We start from the raw sequence: 13,438 nt of genomic DNA on the forward strand, positions 1-13,438 counted from the left end.
CGCGTCGGGCTGTCAGGGCGCTGTGCGCAAGTCGGCGATGACCGCGGCGAGTTCGGTGGCGAATGCCTCGGCCTGCGGCTCGGTGATGGTGGAGCTGGTGATCCGGATCGCGCCTTGGCGGGCGGACGGGTCGCGGACGAAGAGGTGGCCGGGGCGTACGGCCCAGCCCCGCTCGGCCAGGGCTTGGACCACTGATCGGCTGTCGACGTCGAGTTCGGCCCATACGTTCAGTCCGTCGGGCCGGTGGGGCACCTCGATGCCGTGGGCGTGCAGCCGCTGGATGAGAAGGCTGCTGCGGTGCGCGTAGGCTGCGCGGGCTTTTTCGTGGAGTTCCTGCACGCCGGGATCGACGAGCAGTTCGTGGGCGGTGTGTTGCAGGAGGCGGCTGACCCATGTGGTGCCGGCGCTCAGCCGCGCCTCCAGGCGCACGGTGGTCTCCGGGTCGGCGGCGACAAGGGCGAGACGCAGGTCCGGGCCGAGGAACTTGGAGACGGACCGCACGAGCGCCCAGCGCGCCGTGGTCGCAGGGGTGATCCGGTGGTACGGCCGTGCGGAGACGGCCGAGAAGTGGTCGTCCTCGATCACCAGGACCTGGGGGTGGTCGGAGAGGATCGCGCGCAGATCGGCGGCCCGCTCCTCGGTCAGACTCGCACCTGTCGGGTTGTGGGCGCGCGGCGTGCAGACGACCGCTCGGGCGCCGTCTTCGAGTGCGGCCCGCAGGGCGTCCGGACGCATGCCGGCGCCGTCGACCTGGACCGGTGCGGACTGGTAGCCATTCAGCCGCAGCGTGCCGATGCTCGCCAGGAAGCAGGGGTCCTCGACCGCCACCATGTCGCCGCGGGCGAGGTGGGCGTTCAGGAGCCGTTCGGTGGCGTCGACCGCTCCGTGCGCTACCAGCGTCCGGAACGGCTGCTCGATGTCCTCGGCGAAATCACCGACGGCCCATTCGGCCAGTGACTCGTCGACGGCGGGCGTGCCGTACAGGGGCTGGGAGTAGTGCCCGCTGCGGGCCGCGGCCAGGATGTCCGGCAGTAGCACCGGGTCGGGGTTTCCGCTGGCCAGGTCGACGCAATCGCCGCTGACGCCGACGCCCTCGCGGGCGAGCTGCGGCACCGCGGAGATCACCGTGCCACCGCGGCCGCGCGTCTCGGCCACCCCGGCCTCGACGAGCCGCCGGTACGCCAAGGCGACCGTGTTCCGGTTCACTCCCAGCTCGGCGGCGAGCGCCCGCACCGGCGGCAGCATCGCCCGTGGCGTGAGCGCGCCCGACGCGACCTGGTCTCGCACACTGCCGGCGATCTCCGCCGCGGTCGTACCTGTGATCGGCACGTGAACACCTCCGCAACCGACTCTAGCACTTTGTCCTATGTCAAACCCGAGATCGCTGCGAAGGCGAGTCCGGCACCTTCCCCGGTGCCGGACTCACCGGTGGGTTCGGGTGACGACGGGGGCGACTCCGGTCAACGGCGTCATCTCGGCAGGCTGGAAGCCTTGGCCGGTCAGGCCGGGATGGATCAGGTCGGGGGCATCGATGTCCTCGGTGGCCGGGCGCGTGACGACCTGCACGATCACGTTCGCACCGGTGCACCACTTGGGCGAGCAGGCGCGGCGCCCATCCGACGAACTGACGGGGCAGCGGGCGAGTGGTATTCGGGCCGTTCCTGGTGGCGGACGCGCTGCTGCCGTGAGGCGGAACACTCCCGAAAGCCTTTGATCCCAAGACCGTTGTAGGGGCAACCACAGGACCGTACACTCTGCCCGTCCGCACAGCTGTTTCACATACCCCCCTCCTGCCTGGGCGGACGTACCAACGGACCGCTGCGTGCTGACCCACGCGCGGTCCGGGTCAGGGCATGTCCCCTTCGGTACCCCCAGGAGGACTCTCGATGGCTCCACCCGCAAGAACATGGCTGCTCATCGCAGCGAGCAGCCTCGCGCTCGCGGTGACAGGCACCTTGTCCGCTCCTAGCAGCGCTTCGTCGGCCACCTACCCTCGTATGCATCCGACCGTTGCCGACTATCTTCAGTTGACGTCCGATCAGATACCGCCGACGCAGGCGCAGTGCGCCTCTGCGGGGCGGCGGTGTTTCAGCCCCCAGGCAATACGCGCGGCTTACAACGTCACTCCGCTCCATGCGGCCGGTTATGACGGCCGAGGTCAGACGATCGCGATCGTCGACTCGTACGGCAGTGACACCATGGCCCACGACCTGCACGTCTTCGACCAGGCCTTCGGGGTGGCCGCGATGTGCGGCGAGGAGGGCGTGCCCTGCCAGGCCGGCATGCCGAAGTTCGACGAACTGCACCTTCAGGGTGCTCCGGCCACCGTGGCACCGCCACCGACCAGCAAGGGCACAGGCCAGGAGGACAAGAGTGCCTGGGCGCTCGAAGTCGCCCTCGATGTCGAGACCGCGCACGCGATGGCGCCGGGCGCCAACATCCTGCTCGTCACCACACCGACCGCCGAGACCCTCGGCGTCCAGGGTTTCCCGCAGATGATGGCCGCCGAGCAGTACGTGATCAACCACCACATGGCCACGGTCATATCGCAGTCCTTCGCCTCCGCCGAGGGAGCCTTCGGCAGCAGCCAGTCGCTGGAGAGCCTGCGGTACGCCTTCAAGTCGGCTGCACAGAACGGCGTCACGGTCCTGGGGTCCTCGGGTGACAACGGGACAGCGGATTCCACCAAGACCCCGGTCAAGTCGGGCGGCACCCTGATCCCGTACCCGTCTGTCGAGTGGCCCGCTTCCGACCCGCTGGTCACCGGTGTCGGCGGCACGTACCTGTGCACCGACCCCGGCGCGACCGGCGCACGGGTCACCGACAGCGCCGACAAACCAGCTGTATGCGGTACCGACACCGGTCAGTCGGAGGTGGGCTGGACCTTCTCCGGAGGCGGTTACAGTCGGATATTCGACCGGCCGGACTACCAGGCGGGCGCCCTTCCCGATGGCAGCACCGCAATCGGGGCCGAACGCGGTGTTCCGGACGTGAGTCTGCAGGCCGCCCCCAGCACCGGCGCACTGGTCTACGTATCGCTGCCGCCCGACGGCAACAGCGGTCTCAAGTGCGGAAGTTCACCGTGCAGCACCGGCTGGTACGACATCGGGGGCACCTCGCTGTCGTGCCCGCAGTGGGCGGGCCTGGTATCCATCGCCGATCAGATCAACGGCGGCGGCCTCGGCCTGATCAACCCCGCGCTGTACCGGATCGGAGCCAACCCGGCCCAGTACGCCGTCGACTTCAACGATACGACGAGCGGCAACAACACCGCCGACCCCACCGTTCCCGGCTACCCGGCGACCAAGGGCTGGGACCCGGTCACCGGCCTCGGCACCCCGAACGCGGCAAAGCTCCTGCCTGACCTGGTGAGCGCCGCACACCGCGGCTGACCCACGCACGGGTCCAGGGGCCCGCGCAGCAGCATGGCAAAGCTGCGCGGGCCCCGGCCGTCTACGGTCCACCAGGCGCGCATCCATGACGCCGGAACCGGGACGACGCGCCGGGTCGCCGACCCCGAGGTCGGCCGCAACTGCCGCTCCGGCTCGATCCTCCTGCCGGACGGCCGCGTCCTCACCTTCGGCGGCGACTCGCTCTTCGCGGACAAGGCCAAGACCAGGCCCGGCGTGTTCGAGCAGCGCCTTGAGGGCGGCGGGCATCCAGGTCACGGTCCCCGACAACCGCAACCATGGGCGACCTGGACGTGGGTGAACACGTGTGGGTCAGCCTGGTGGTTCCGACGACGTCGTACGCCTATTCACCGGCAGTTGAGCCGGGTCTGTCCGCGCCGTCGATGCCGGACTGCTACGTGTGCCGGGTCGACTGGCTGGTCGCAGCAACCATCACGCTCGCTCATACCGCGAGTGCGGAACGGGATGCCGACCGCATGTCTGACGCGGCTGCCGAGGATGCGCTCCGGGTGAGTCTGCTTCGCCTGTTCGGTGCGACCGGAACGGTGGATTTCTCAGCGGAGACGAGGTGAGCACGCAGCACACCTCGACGAGCCGCTCGCACGGTGACGCCGTTACCTCGAGTGTGTACGGTTCCGCGTCCTGAGGCGGAAGACGGCCGGCCCGGCAGTGCCGAACGCCCCTGCCCAGGCCGGGCCGAGCGCGAGGTGGCTCCACAGGACGGTGTGGCTGAAGCCGTACAAGGGCCGGAGCCGTAGTGTGCCAGGTGCTGACATGATGCTCCTCGAGCAGCACAATTCGTTCGTCTGACGACAGAAGCGGCAGGTGGCAGCCGGAACGAGGAATGCCGACAGCCCGGCACCGGAGCCGAAAGGCACTCAGCTCCGCGCCGCTTTACGGGCCCTGAAGGCCGCTGCCTTGACTCGGCTTCGGCAGGCCGTGGAGCAGAAGTGGCGGACCGTGTTACGGGAAGCGTCCACGTACACGCGGTCGCAGTGCGGGGCTGTGCAGACGCCGAGGCGTCCGGCGAGGTTGCTGCCGATCGCCAGGGCGAGAGCGGTGGCGCATCCGGCACTCCAGCCCACGGAGAGACTGTCGTCGGAGCCATGGAAGTGAACTTGCCAGGGCTCGCCGGCAACGCAGTCGAGTTGCGGGCGGGCGCCGGTGGTGCGCAGCAGGGCGTTTACCAGCTGGGCCGCCTGATCAATGTGTCCCCTGTCGACGGCCTCGAACACTGCCCGCATCTGCTGGGCGGTGCGCGCGAGATAGGCGGCGTGGTCCGGGACGATCGTGGAGCGATCCGACGAGAGCGGCAGCGCCTCGTGAATTGCTTGCGGGAGCCGGTCCCCGTGGGGAGCGGTGTAGGGGCGGCCCTGCCGGGTGCCGTCGGTCAGCGTATTCACGAGGGAGACGGTCGCATCGAGCAACGTCGTCACGTGACCATCGAACATCACTTGACCGGTCACTCCTAAGGTCTCTAGCGTGCATGTGTAACCGACGATAGTGATTTCGCCGGTCACGCGCGAGGGGGATTCGTGAGGTCTGCGCAGAGCCGGAGACACTTGCCGCGCACGGTGCGGTTGCTGATTGCGGCGCGGGCGGTGAACCGGCTGGGGGCGTTCTCGCTGTCGTTCCTCACCGTGCTGATCACGACAAGCTTCGGTGCCAGTACCGCTGTCGCCGGATACATCAGCGCCGCTTTCGGGCTCGCCACGATCCCCTCGCGCCTGGTCGGCGGTCGCCTGGCCGACCGTATCGGTCGGCGCCGCACGATCGTGGTCGGGCTGACCGGGTGCGCGGTGGCGCAACTGGGCGTCGCCTCGGCCAGTGGCCTGGTGCCGGCGGCCTGCTTCGCGGTGCTGATGGGGTTGGCCTTCGAGATCTACGAACCGCCCAGCCAGGCGATGATCGCGGATGTCGTGGCGCCAGACGAACAGGTCCGCGCCTATGGCCTGTTGAACATGGCCCTGGCAGTGGCCGGCATGGGCGCGGGTCTTTTGGCGGCCGGGCTGGGGCGCTGGGACCTGCGATGGCTGTTCGTGGCCGATGCCCTCACCTGCCTGCTGTGTGCGCTGACCGTGCACCTGGTGCTGCCCGCGGACCACCGCGCCCCGACAGCGGCAACCCGGCAAGCGGCCACGGTCGCCCCCTGGCGAGATCGTTCGTTGCTCGTGATGCTCGCGGCAGGGACGCTGTTCGCGGTGGTCTATCTCCAGATCATGATTGCGCTGCCGCTGTCCCTGGAACTCCGCGGACTGCAACCCGCCGACGCAGGACTCCTGTTCACCACGTCCGCCCTCGTCATCACCGCCGGGCAGCCGCTACTGAGGCTCAAGCGAATCGCCACACTCCCGACACCCGCCGCCTTCGCCAGTGGCTACCTCATGATGGCCCTCGGCCTTGCCGGATACGCGCTTGCTCACAGCCTGCTCGTCTACATCGCGGCAACCGTCACGTGGAGCCTGGGCGACCTGCTCCTCGTGGGCCGCGCGTACGCACTCGTCGCAAGCTTGGCCCCCGCCGCCGGAAGGGCGCGATACCTGGCGGTGTACGGCACAAGCTGGGGCATCGGCGGGATCGCCGCCCCGCTCGTCGGCACACAGTTGCTCGAGCATGCCGGAACTGTCAGCTTGTGGTGCTCCATGTCCTTCGCGTGTCTGATCCTCGCGGCCCTGCACCCTGTCTGGATCTGCACCGCCGACGACGGCCGCGAACGGAACACGACTCTCGCTCGGGATCAAGCTGCCTGTCCGTAGCCGTCGGCCCAGGGTGAGTTGTCGCCGCGCAGCGGGCTGAAGCCGACGTCCAGGTGCAGGTCGTACGGTCCGGGCTGGACTGCAGAGGTGCCGGTTCGAGGAGTGGGCGTTATCGCCGACCGAGATGCTGATCGAGGGTGGCGAGGATGTCGTTGACAGGGCCGAAAGTGATCATGGCGGTTGTTCCGCCCGCGATCTCGCCACGCAGAGGGGACAGGGCGTCGTGCGCTTGTGTGGCGAGTGATTCGTCGTGGAGCAGGATCGCTGTATGTGCGTTGACGGCCCAGAGTGAGTCATAAAGATGGTCAGCAGGGGGTGTGGGCAGGATGGCGGCGGCCTGGCGGGCCGCTGCGAGGTTGCCGTGAGCGAGGTCGAGGAGGGGTTGGACCCAGGGCCGGTAGGGGCCCCAGTCGAGCGCGGGGTCCGTCGGCGCGGGACGTTGGTGGCGCATGCGGAGTGAGAGGAGCGCGAGCGGGAACATACCGGCTTCTACCCCGGGCATGCCAGCGCCGGCGAGACCGGTGGCCATGGTGCGATAGGCGTGAACGACCTCGGCGGGGTCGTTCGATCGTTCTGCCAGCTGCATTGTCCGGAAAGCGGTGGTGAGAACGTGAACGAGTGGGGTCTCGTGGACGGTGGCGAGCCGCTCGGCCGCCACGACGTGCCGTTGTGCGGTCTCGGTGTCGCCGCGGGCCGCGCAGACCTGGGTCTTGATCAGATGGCCAAGGATCTCGAACATCGGGAGATCATGCCGTCTGGAGAGATCGATGAGTTCCCTGGCGATCACGTCGCGCTCGCCGGTGCGCCCGGGGCGCTGGAAGGACTGCACGAATCGGGCGTTGAGCGCGAGTACCAGCACGTTGGGGTCGTGCAGCTCTCGGGCGAGTTGTTCGGCTTCGGTCGCCGCCTCGGCGGCCCAGCGGTCGCGGGTTCCGCGATGCTCGAGCCCGATGGTGGCGAGGAGACGTGCTCGAAGCGCGGGTGGAGCCTCTGGCCCAAGTCGGTGCAGAGTGCGGCGAGTGGTCGCGACCAGGGCCTTGGACCGTGCGGGATCGTCGGCACGCGTCCAGATGGTGGGGACGTCGTACGCCGCGATCACGCGGGCAGTGAGGCTGGGGTCTTCGGTCCGTTCTGCTTCCGCGGCTGCCGCGGCGCGTTGCTCTTGGGCAAGTACCAGATTGCTGCCGCCCGTGACCGCGGCGGCCCTGGCCACGGTGCTCATCGAGCGCAGCCGGGTGTAGGTCCCCGTCGCTTCCGTGCGCGTGAGCAGGCGCAGCCGGTCCTCGTCCCGGGGCGCGGGCGTGAGGTGCGGAGCATGCCGGAGAATGTCACGTTCGAGACAGTCGAGACTGTCCACCGATTCCAGTCCGAACCGATCCAGCAGCCTGGCTCGCGCGTCACGCAGCGAGGCCAGCGCCTCGACCTGGCGGCCGGCTTGGTAGTAGGCATGGGCAAGCAGAACCCAGGCATGCTCCCGCCACGGGTGTGCGGTGGCGAACGCCTCCAGCTCCGGGACGAGAGGCGCACCACGCCCGAGGTCGAGCACCGCCCGGGCACGCAGCTCGACGGCTTGACGGTGAAGTTCTGTCAGGCGGACGCGCTCTGCCGTCAGCCAGGGCGAGGCGCCGAGGTCTGCGTACGGCTCACCCCGCCACCACGAGAGCGCTTCGCTCAGCGCACCGGCAGCCTGGCCGCTGAGTGCGTCGCGCATGGCCCGAAGGGTGTCCTCGAATCGGTGGGCGTCGACGTCTGCCCGTGGAACCCGCAAGGCGTATCCGGTACCGACGGTCTCGATGGTGTGCGACCGGGTTCGCGGAAGGCGATCGGGTTCGAGGGCGCGGCGCAGCTCGGCGACGAAGGTGCGCACCGTCCCGGCCGCTGTGGGCGGGGGGTCCTCCCAGAGATCATCGACCAGCACTGGCAGCGGGACGGCCCAGCCGCCGGCCGCGACCAGCCGTCCCAGAAGCTCCCGGCGACGCTGGCTGCCCACCAGTACAGGACGGCCCTCGGCATCCGTGACCTCGATCGGTCCGAGCACCTTGACGAGGATCTCCATGTCCTCATTGTCGTCGGTACAGGTCTGCTGCTGATCCACTGCTAACCCGGCTCTCCGATCTTCCTCTCGTTCATTCATTCACGTGTGAGCAGCAGTGACTCACCAGTCTGGGCGAAGGAGACGAACGACAACGATGGGCATCAGCATTCCGGGGTTCGAGACCAGGTCGATCGGTGTGGCTGACGGTGTGGAGCTGAACGCGGCGGTCGGCGGCGAAGGACCGGCCATCGTGCTGCTCCACGGCTTTCCCGAGACCCACCTGATGTGGCGGCACGTCGCTCCTACCCTGGCCGAGCACCACACCGTGGTCTGCCCCGATCTCCGCGGTTATGGCGCCAGCAGCAAGCCGGAAGCGGTCGCCGAGGACACCTACTCGAAGCGGACGATGGCCGCGGACATCGTCGGCCTGGCCGACGTATTCGAGTTCGACCGGTTCGCGCTGGTCGGGCACGACCGCGGCGCGCATGTTGCTTTCCGGGCCGGCCTGGATCACCCGAATCGGATCAGCCACCTGGGCATCCTGGACATCGTTCCCACCCTTGACACCTGGAACGTCCTCCACGGGGTCACCGCGGCGGTGGCCTTCCACCTGTACCTGATGGCCCAGCCGCCCGGTCTGCCCGAGCAGATGATCGCCAGAAGCGCCGACGCGTTCTTCGGTCACTTCCTCGAGGTCTGGTCCACGAGTTCCCGGACGATCCCCGCGGAAGTGCGCGCCGAGTACCTTCGAGCATGCCGGGACGCCGTTGCGTCGATCGTCGCCGACTACCGCGCCACCGCGACCGTCGACATCGAACATGACCAGGCCGACCTCGACGCCGGCAACCGGCTCACCATGCCGGTGACGGTCGTGCAGCAGGACTGGGGGCGGCAGTTGGGGTTCGACGCCGCCGCGACCTGGCGGCCGTGGACCACCGACCTTCAGCACTTCACCACCCAGGCGGGCCACTTCATGGCCGAGGAGGCTCCGGAGGACATCACCACGCTGATACTGAGCCTGGTGAAGCGGTGATCGCCCCTGACGGGCCGATACCGGCCGCACTCACGGAAGGCTCTGCCGCTCCGCGCGATGGGGCCGCACCGGCGATCCTCACTCGGGCGAAAGTCTGGTCTGCCGCCCACGGCACCACTGTGTCGTGACCGACAACGGCGCCTGCTACCGGTCCGGTGACTTCGCCCGCATCGTCGGCAACCGGACTCGTCACCAGAAGACCAAGCACTACAACTCTCACCGACCCGACCGCACAGCGGAGGAGGGCGGCCAGCCACCCGCACGACGGCTTCGGAGCGGCGTCATCAACGTGCAGCTCTCCTACACCCAGGTGGCCTGACCCGAATCGTCGGTCAGAGCAGCCGCGGTCAGGGTGAGGTGCTGAATCAGGACCGCGGCTGCGGTGTCGGCGTCGCGGTCCAGCGCTGCCTCCTCCAGCCTGCGGTGTTCCTTGGCGCCGTCTGGTCAGTGAGGGCCGCAAGCAGGTCTACGGCACTCAGATCGCCGGCGTGAAGGGCGGGTCACCGGTTCCGTGGCCCTGTGAGGAGCCCGAGCGTATGGACGAACTCCGTGCGGAAGTCGGTATCGAGCCCTTCGACGAGTACGTCGCCAAGTTCTCCATGGCGTAACGCCCCCGTCCCCGTCGCGTCCGGTGGATCACCGCCCGGGCTCTTCTGCCGCGGGCGATGATCCGCCGGACAGACCCTGCTCCACTGCTGGCGACACCCTTCGCCGAACCGGCGCCCGAGCAGCGCCTGGAGCGGGCCGCCACGGCGCTGACCGCACAAGGCTTCATCGTGGAAATCCTCGATGACGCCGCCGCCGCGCGTACTCGCGTCAAAGATCTGCGCTCGGGCAGGTCAGAGCCCGTGAATGGGATTGTGTGCTCACGCCACGAGGGCGAGGTTGTGCATGTGTGCGACGGCCTTGACCGCGTGATCAGGGCCGTCGCCGCGCCGGCGGCAATCGCGGAGGATCTTGTAGTTCTTCTTCGCCCTGGCTGCGTGGACTTCGTCGAACACGCCGGGATCCGTACAGCACGAACGACCTCAGCGGCAGCCCAGAGCCTGAGCCCCGACGACGGGAAATCGCGGCATCTGGCCCTGCGGGACGGCGCCTCACCCGACGACGACCGGCCCGAGACCACCTGGCTGGAACACGTCACCGATGAGCAGTACTACAGCCCCCGCAGCCTTGGGGGCCTGACCGCGAACACCATGCCGATGTCGCCGGCCTGCTGCACCGGGTCCTGCTCGATGCTGACCGTGAAGCCGTGCGTGAGGAGGACCTCGCAGACTGTGTCGCGGTTCTGCTGCCAGCGCTCCACCTCGACGACGGCCTGGCGGACCAGCGGCCAGTGCCGTTCCTCGATGCCTCTGAGTACATCGAGTTCGGCGCCTTCCACGTCGACCTTGAGCAGGTCGATGCAGTCGATGCCGTGCTCGTCAAGCGCTGATGACAGGGGCTTGACCTTCACCCGGTGAGTCTCAAGCCGCCGCATCACCCGCAGCTTGTGGCTGACGAGAAGAGTGAGGATGGGCGTGGGTACGCGGCGCAGGGCCGGTCCCAGGCCGCCCTGGCGGATCATTTCGACAACGCTGGCGGTGACCCGACGCCGCTCAGCCTCGATGTTCCCCTGGTCCCGCGAGGAGGACGAGAAGATCGTGGCGGCCGGAACGTAGCTGAAATCGAACTCGTCGTCACGGGACGCCAGGCCGTAGGGGAGCGCGGTCAGACGTCCGTTGAAGAACTCACGAGCGTTGCGTTCGAGTGTCGCGTGGAGTGGCGGCACCGGCTCGAAGGCGTAGATCTGCACGTCCCCGTCGAGCCGCTCGTAGACGGCCGCCGAGAACACTCCGATGTTGGCGCCCACGTCGAGCACCGTCGCGCCCGGCGTGCACTCGATGCCGTGGGTGAAGTAGCCGCCCACCTCCTCGCGCAGGAAGGACGCCTCCCAACGATTGATACTGTGCAGTTCAATCGCTTTCATGACCATGACAAGAGTGTCTATCAAGGTTGGAGTCAACAATCCAGCCCGCAGGCTTCACTTCGGCCGCGTCCCTGATTCGCACGGTGTGCCATCGACCCATTCTCCGGCAGTCAGGCCCAGCCCTACCTGGATGCTGCACGCCAACTGGTCCAAGGACGAGCTGCACGCCAACTGGTCCAAGCCGGAAGGGTCGTCGGCTCGAGCGTCACGCTGACTTGCTGCATTGCGCAATAATGAAACCAGCGCGGGGCGGCCCCGGTATCGGGGGGAAGGAAGGACGTGTATGCCGGGCGGGGATATTCGGCGAGTGCGTGCTGCGAACCTGCGGCTGGGGGCTGCCCTGGCCGAGGTCGAGGGACTCTATTCGGCGCTGTTGACCGCCGGGGGTTCCGAACGGCGTCGGCGTCTGCAGGCGGAACTGGCGCGCTCCGCCGGTCGCCTCGCCGCCCTGGCGGCCCTCCCTCCGGAAACCCGCTCCCTCCCCGTCGCCCCGCGAAGATCACGGCGGGGCCGTAGACGGGCCATGGCCGAGCGCGGCGCCGCGTGGATCACGGCGAAGTTCGGGCGGGACGTGCGCTGATCTTCTCAATCGCCCTGTGTCGGCGGTTCCATGAGATGCCTCACCCAGGCATTGCGACGGGGCCCGTGACGTCAAAATATTTCAACTGGCAGACGAGCGCCTGAGCTGGAAGGTCTGAGTGTGTGCGCTGGCGGGGCGGCTGGTGCCCGCACGCTGGCGGCGGACGATGTGAATGACCGCGCCGACCGCGACGGCCAACACTGAGAAGATCACCAGGGTGATCTCTGGCACGACGGCAAGCACGGCATCGGCCCGGGCGGCACTGACCTGCCAGGCGAATTCCGGATCGATCAGCCCCCCGGGGTCCCGCACCACCAGGACGTGTTCGCCGACCCGGTCTTCTGCGCCGCATGAGACGGTACCGGTGGCTGGCGTGGCAGAACCGTTGTAGCGGACCGTGCAGTCGTTCGTGGTCGACTTCCCGTGGTGGACCCCGATCCAGGTGATGACGGCCGACCGGGATGCGCCCCGTGCCTGCAGGACCAGAGCCTGGGACGCCTGCATGGCGCACAGCGGCGGCGTCGGGCGTGTTCGGCCACGATGATCCGCGCGTAGGTGGGCGTGTACCGGGGGGCACGCGCTGACGAGTTCGTGAAGGTGGGTGGCGGTCAGTCTTCGTGCGCCTGCTCACGGGCGGCGGTGAGCACCTCGCCGAGTCGGCGGACCCGCCGCACGAAGGCACTCCCCGGTGCGAAATACTTCCCTGATGGGTTCACGCACTTCTCCGATCAGCCAGCCGATCACGATACGGAGGGCCGTCGCGCGGGATGCCAAACGGCTCACGCGGCTCGTGCGTGGCTCAAGCGCCTACGAGGGCAAGTACGCATCCGCAGTCGCGGGCTACCGGGTCGGTCCTGATTACATCGAGGCCCACCGCGCCTTTGTCGCCGTCGGCGCCGACGAGCACGGAGGCCGGGTCCTCGGGTTCTACTCGCTCGTTCTCTCTCCACCGGAACTCGACCTGCTGTTCGTCGCCGACGAAGTGCAGGGACGGGGTATTGGACGGCTCCTCGTCGCGCACATGCAGTCCGAGGCCCGTGCTGCCGGGATCGACCGCCTCAAGGTTGTGTCGCACCTTCCCGCCGAGGACTTCTACCACCGCGTCGGTGCGGTGCGGACCGGGACCGCGTTCGCGAACCCGCCCGCCGTGCCGTGGGACCGTCCCGAGTTCGAGTTTCGCATTCCTTCGGGATGACGCGGTGTGCCGGTTGGCGGGGCACCGGCTTCGCCTGCATGGTGGCCGGCTTGCAGGAGCCGCTGGACGCCGCGCGCTCCGTGTGTGGCGTCGCCTCTGCCTCGGCGTGGTGATCGCCTGCGCCAGCAGCCTGCCCGCCGGGCGAATTCCTCACCTCCGGCACTCTCAGAGCCATCGCAATCGGCACGCATGCGCTGCCCACCTGTCGGGCCATGGCGCTGGTGAGCCGCCTTCTGATCGACGAGGGGGCCCGTTACTCGGGAGCGAAGCCCCGGACGCTCCGGCAACAGGACGCCCTGCGCGGCTGTTCCAGGACCCGGTCTCCACACCATCCGCCCTGGTCAGCGAGCGGAGCGGAAGCTGCTCGAGCGGCTCGGCGCTGTCGTTGCGTCGGTGCCCACCGGCTGGCAGGACGCCCTGCGCATCGTCGCCTCACGCAGCGGCTCGATTCGACCGCCCC

At 68.6% G+C, this 13,438-nt stretch carries 13 protein-coding genes and 4 pseudogenes; 9 read left to right on the top strand and 8 right to left on the bottom strand.

Annotation, left to right across the window (positions count from 1 at the left end):
- Window positions 1-12 precede the first annotated feature (12 nt).
- Both A6P39_RS41065 and A6P39_RS41070 read right to left on the bottom strand, forming a co-directional pair.
- Window positions 13-1,329: an aminotransferase class I/II-fold pyridoxal phosphate-dependent enzyme gene (locus A6P39_RS41065; RefSeq protein ID WP_067045687.1), complete on the bottom strand. Its 1,317-nt coding sequence runs from the start codon at window positions 1,327-1,329 to the stop codon at window positions 13-15.
- A gap of 93 nt (window positions 1,330-1,422) precedes the next feature.
- Entirely contained in the window at window positions 1,423-1,572 is a 150-nt protein-coding gene (locus tag A6P39_RS41070) for a hypothetical protein (RefSeq protein WP_159396045.1), read from the bottom strand.
- A gap of 626 nt (window positions 1,573-2,198) precedes the next feature.
- On the opposite strand from A6P39_RS41070, the gene A6P39_RS41075 reads away from it, so the two are divergent.
- The 3 genes and pseudogenes from A6P39_RS41075 to A6P39_RS41085 all read left to right on the top strand — a co-directional run bounded on the left by A6P39_RS41075 (window position 2,199) and on the right by A6P39_RS41085 (window position 3,982).
- Complete coding sequence (locus A6P39_RS41075) at window positions 2,199-3,392, top strand: S53 family peptidase (RefSeq protein ID WP_079133371.1); 1,194 nt, start codon at window positions 2,199-2,201, stop codon at window positions 3,390-3,392.
- A gap of 60 nt (window positions 3,393-3,452) precedes the next feature.
- Window positions 3,453-3,647 (top strand): annotated as a pseudogene (locus A6P39_RS41080) (galactose oxidase); the annotation flags it as partial.
- Between the two features lie 41 nt (window positions 3,648-3,688).
- A complete protein-coding gene (locus tag A6P39_RS41085; RefSeq protein WP_067045683.1) occupies window positions 3,689-3,982 on the top strand; it encodes a hypothetical protein in 294 nt (97 codons plus the stop codon).
- A 306-nt stretch (window positions 3,983-4,288) separates the two neighbouring features.
- Here the strand turns inward: A6P39_RS41085 and A6P39_RS41090 are convergent, their stop codons facing one another.
- Window positions 4,289-4,930, bottom strand: a complete 642-nt coding sequence (locus tag A6P39_RS41090; RefSeq protein WP_234378893.1) for a CGNR zinc finger domain-containing protein — start codon at window positions 4,928-4,930, stop codon at window positions 4,289-4,291.
- Window positions 4,931-4,972: 42 nt separating this feature from the next.
- Between A6P39_RS41090 and A6P39_RS41095 the strand changes: the two genes are divergently transcribed.
- Window positions 4,973-6,166: an MFS transporter gene (locus A6P39_RS41095; protein WP_079133370.1), complete on the top strand. Its 1,194-nt coding sequence runs from the start codon at window positions 4,973-4,975 to the stop codon at window positions 6,164-6,166.
- A 109-nt stretch (window positions 6,167-6,275) separates the two neighbouring features.
- On the opposite strand, the gene A6P39_RS41100 is transcribed toward A6P39_RS41095, so the two are convergent.
- Window positions 6,276-8,222 carry an AfsR/SARP family transcriptional regulator gene (locus A6P39_RS41100; protein ID WP_067045752.1) on the bottom strand — a complete coding sequence of 649 codons (1,947 nt, stop codon included), beginning with the start codon at window positions 8,220-8,222 and terminating at the stop codon, window positions 6,276-6,278.
- A 133-nt stretch (window positions 8,223-8,355) separates the two neighbouring features.
- Here A6P39_RS41100 and A6P39_RS41105 point away from each other — a divergent pair, with 133 nt between their 5' ends.
- Window positions 8,356-9,234 carry an alpha/beta fold hydrolase gene (locus tag A6P39_RS41105; RefSeq protein WP_067045679.1) on the top strand — a complete coding sequence of 293 codons (879 nt, stop codon included), beginning with the start codon at window positions 8,356-8,358 and terminating at the stop codon, window positions 9,232-9,234.
- A 124-nt stretch (window positions 9,235-9,358) separates the two neighbouring features.
- On the top strand, window positions 9,359-9,553 hold the full coding sequence (locus A6P39_RS41110) for a hypothetical protein (RefSeq protein WP_067045676.1): 195 nt from the start codon (window positions 9,359-9,361) through the stop codon (window positions 9,551-9,553).
- Here A6P39_RS41110 and A6P39_RS41115 read toward each other — a convergent pair.
- Window positions 9,535-9,675: pseudogene (locus A6P39_RS41115) on the bottom strand (GntR family transcriptional regulator); the annotation flags it as partial. The gene A6P39_RS41110 and the pseudogene A6P39_RS41115 sit on opposite strands and share 19 nt — an antisense overlap.
- On the opposite strand from A6P39_RS41115, the pseudogene A6P39_RS41120 reads away from it, so the two are divergent.
- Window positions 9,669-9,842, top strand: a pseudogene (locus tag A6P39_RS41120) (DUF6624 domain-containing protein); the annotation flags it as partial. The pseudogenes A6P39_RS41115 and A6P39_RS41120 sit on opposite strands and share 7 nt — an antisense overlap.
- A gap of 258 nt (window positions 9,843-10,100) precedes the next feature.
- On the opposite strand, the pseudogene A6P39_RS41125 reads toward A6P39_RS41120, so the two are convergent.
- Window positions 10,101-10,205: pseudogene (locus A6P39_RS41125) on the bottom strand (IS5/IS1182 family transposase); the annotation flags it as partial.
- 185 nt (window positions 10,206-10,390) lie between these two features.
- Complete coding sequence (locus A6P39_RS41130) at window positions 10,391-11,209, bottom strand: FkbM family methyltransferase (RefSeq protein WP_067045673.1); 819 nt, start codon at window positions 11,207-11,209, stop codon at window positions 10,391-10,393.
- 301 nt (window positions 11,210-11,510) lie between these two features.
- Between A6P39_RS41130 and A6P39_RS41135 the strand changes: the two genes are divergently transcribed.
- Window positions 11,511-11,783 carry a hypothetical protein gene (locus A6P39_RS41135; RefSeq protein ID WP_159396044.1) on the top strand — a complete coding sequence of 91 codons (273 nt, stop codon included), beginning with the start codon at window positions 11,511-11,513 and terminating at the stop codon, window positions 11,781-11,783.
- An 81-nt stretch (window positions 11,784-11,864) separates the two neighbouring features.
- Here the strand turns inward: A6P39_RS41135 and A6P39_RS41140 are convergent, their stop codons facing one another.
- Window positions 11,865-12,287 carry a hypothetical protein gene (locus A6P39_RS41140; RefSeq protein ID WP_067045671.1) on the bottom strand — a complete coding sequence of 141 codons (423 nt, stop codon included), beginning with the start codon at window positions 12,285-12,287 and terminating at the stop codon, window positions 11,865-11,867.
- Between the two features lie 202 nt (window positions 12,288-12,489).
- Between A6P39_RS41140 and A6P39_RS41145 the strand changes: the two genes are divergently transcribed.
- Window positions 12,490-12,978: a GNAT family N-acetyltransferase gene (locus tag A6P39_RS41145; protein ID WP_067045669.1), complete on the top strand. Its 489-nt coding sequence runs from the start codon at window positions 12,490-12,492 to the stop codon at window positions 12,976-12,978.
- The last annotated feature ends 460 nt before the right edge of the window (window positions 12,979-13,438 follow it).

Source organism: Streptomyces sp. FXJ1.172, assembly GCF_001636945.3.
In the GTDB taxonomy this organism is placed as follows: Bacteria; Actinomycetota; Actinomycetes; order Streptomycetales; family Streptomycetaceae; genus Streptomyces.

Excerpts from the sequence above, each read along its gene's own strand:
- A6P39_RS41145 (WP_067045669.1), top strand. The coding sequence starts at position 12,490 with ATGGGTTCACGCACTTCTCCGATCAGCCAGCCGATCACGATACGGAGG.
- A6P39_RS41130 (WP_067045673.1), bottom strand. The coding sequence starts at position 11,209 with ATGGTCATGAAAGCGATTGAACTGCACAGTATCAATCGTTGGGAGGCG.
- A6P39_RS41075 (WP_079133371.1), top strand. The coding sequence starts at position 2,199 with ATGGCCCACGACCTGCACGTCTTCGACCAGGCCTTCGGGGTGGCCGCG.
- A6P39_RS41105 (WP_067045679.1), top strand. The coding sequence starts at position 8,356 with ATGGGCATCAGCATTCCGGGGTTCGAGACCAGGTCGATCGGTGTGGCT.
- A6P39_RS41100 (WP_067045752.1), bottom strand. The coding sequence starts at position 8,222 with ATGGAGATCCTCGTCAAGGTGCTCGGACCGATCGAGGTCACGGATGCC.
- A6P39_RS41085 (WP_067045683.1), top strand. The coding sequence starts at position 3,689 with ATGGGCGACCTGGACGTGGGTGAACACGTGTGGGTCAGCCTGGTGGTT.
- A6P39_RS41140 (WP_067045671.1), bottom strand. The coding sequence starts at position 12,287 with ATGCAGGCGTCCCAGGCTCTGGTCCTGCAGGCACGGGGCGCATCCCGG.